2 protein-coding genes are annotated in these 1,840 nt (G+C 71.9%); both read right to left on the bottom strand.

Annotated elements, in window-relative coordinates; translation table 11 throughout:
- Positions 1-1,031, bottom strand: a 1,031-nt coding sequence (locus R6V09_RS52225) for an aldehyde dehydrogenase family protein (RefSeq protein ID WP_317888416.1), incomplete at its 3' end; no start/stop codon positions are given.
- Between the two features lie 16 nt (positions 1,032-1,047).
- Positions 1,048-1,840: MmgE/PrpD family protein (locus R6V09_RS52220; RefSeq protein WP_317888415.1), on the bottom strand; the 793-nt coding region annotated here is incomplete at its 5' end.

The raw sequence follows: 1,840 nt of genomic DNA, 5'->3' as shown, positions 1-1,840 counted from the left end.
CGGCTGCCGTGGCCCACCGCGTCCTCGACCAGGGCCTGTGCGCGCCGGGCCGCCCGGGTGTCGATCAACGGGCCCACCTGGGTGCCGGCGGCACGCGGATCGCCGTACGCGATGGCCCCGACGAGGGCGGTCAGGCGCGCGGTGACCTCGTCCGCGATCGTCTCGTGCACGAACAGGCGCTGCACGGAGGTGCATACCTGCCCGGCCTTGCGGTATCCGGCGCGGGCGATGAGCGGCAGCGCGTGGTCCAGGTCGGCGTCGCGCCAGAGCAACGTCGGTGAGTTGGAGCCGAGTTCGAGGTGGGTGCGGGCCAGGCCGCTGACGGCGCGTATGTGCCGGCCGACCTCGGTCGATCCGGTGAAGGTGATGTAGCGGACGTCCGGGTGGCGTACGAGCTGGTCGCCGACCGTCTCGCCGCGGCCGGGCAGCAGGTGGACGAGCCCCTCCGGCAGTCCGGCCTCAAGTAGCGCCCGTACGACGGCGATCGAGGACAGCGGGGTCTGCTCGGCGGGCTTGAGCACCACCGCGTTGCCCGCCGCGAGGGCGGGACAGATCTTGTGGGCGACGGTGCTGAGCGGGGCGTTGAACGGCGTGACGGCGGCGACGACACCGACGGGGACCCGGAGGGTGAAACAGAGCGAGCCCTCGTGACCGGCGGCGGCCTGGACCGGGACCATCTCGCCGGTCAGCCGCAGGGCCTCCTGGGCGCAGAGCTCGAAGATCAGGAGGGTGCGGTCGAGTTCGGTGACCGCGTCCGCCGGGGTGAAACCGGTCTCGGCCACGTACTGGTCGAGGACCTGGTCACGCCACTCGTCGAGGAGACGGGCGGCGCGGCGCAGGATCACCGCCCGTTCCCCGTAAGGGAGTTGGCCCACCGATCGCGCCGCCGAAGCGATCGCCGTGTCGATCTGGTCGGGCCCGGGGACGTGCAGTTCGGCGATGACATCGCCGGTGTACTTGTCGGCGACCGGGAGTGTGCCGGCCCCCTTCGCCCACGTCCCGTCGACGAGCAGCCCTGTGCCGTGGTCCATGCGGTGGTCCATCACATCATCCCCAGTCCAGAGTGCTCATCCGGGTCAGCGCGGGCAGCTTCCACAGCGCGGTCGCGATCGACTCGGCCCGTGGCGGGCCGAGGAACGCGGGCACCAGCTCGTCGAACTTCGCCCTCAACTCCTCGTCGCTCAGGGGGTCTTCGGGGTCGCCCTTGCGGGTGAGCCGCAGCCGTTCGCGCGATACGCCGTGCCGATCGGTGATCCGGACGCGGGCGGCCCGCCGGCCGGGGGCCAGCTTGTCCAACTCCGGATCGACCCGTGCCGTCACTCTGGCCATGAGGTTCCGGATCGCCGGATCCCGCAGTGCCTCGGGGTCGAAGGCGCGCAGCCGTACGCTGCCCAGCACCAGCGCGGCGGCGACGGTGTAGGCCAGGCTGAACTTCGCTTCGTCGGGATCAGCGGGGTCGACCCGTCCGGCAACCCGGGTGGCAGTTTCGTAGGTCTCGATCTCGATGCGGGTGATCTCGTCCAACTCCACACCGTCGGCGCGCAGTTCGAGGGCGGCGTCGATCGCGGCGAAGGTGTGTCCGCAGCAGGCGTGGTACTTCACCGTCGTGGCCGTGACGCAGAACGGATTGCCAAGGCCGGAGACCGAGAGGTCGCTGACTCCGGCGGTGGCCACGCCGAAGCCGACCGGCCCCTCCAACACGTCCAGAGCACCGGCGAGCCCCTTCTCGGCGGCGAGCGCGGCCACCACCCCGGCCTCGGCCGCGTGCCCCGCGTGCAACGGCTTGCCCGTGGACGGCGAGCGGAAGGTCTGCTGGAGCCCGCCGGCCATGGTCGCGGCG

This window comes from Streptomyces sp. W16 (genome assembly GCF_033194735.1).
In the GTDB taxonomy this organism is placed as follows: Bacteria; Actinomycetota; Actinomycetes; order Streptomycetales; family Streptomycetaceae; genus Streptomyces.
This window is presented reverse-complemented; position numbering and strand designations above follow the sequence as displayed.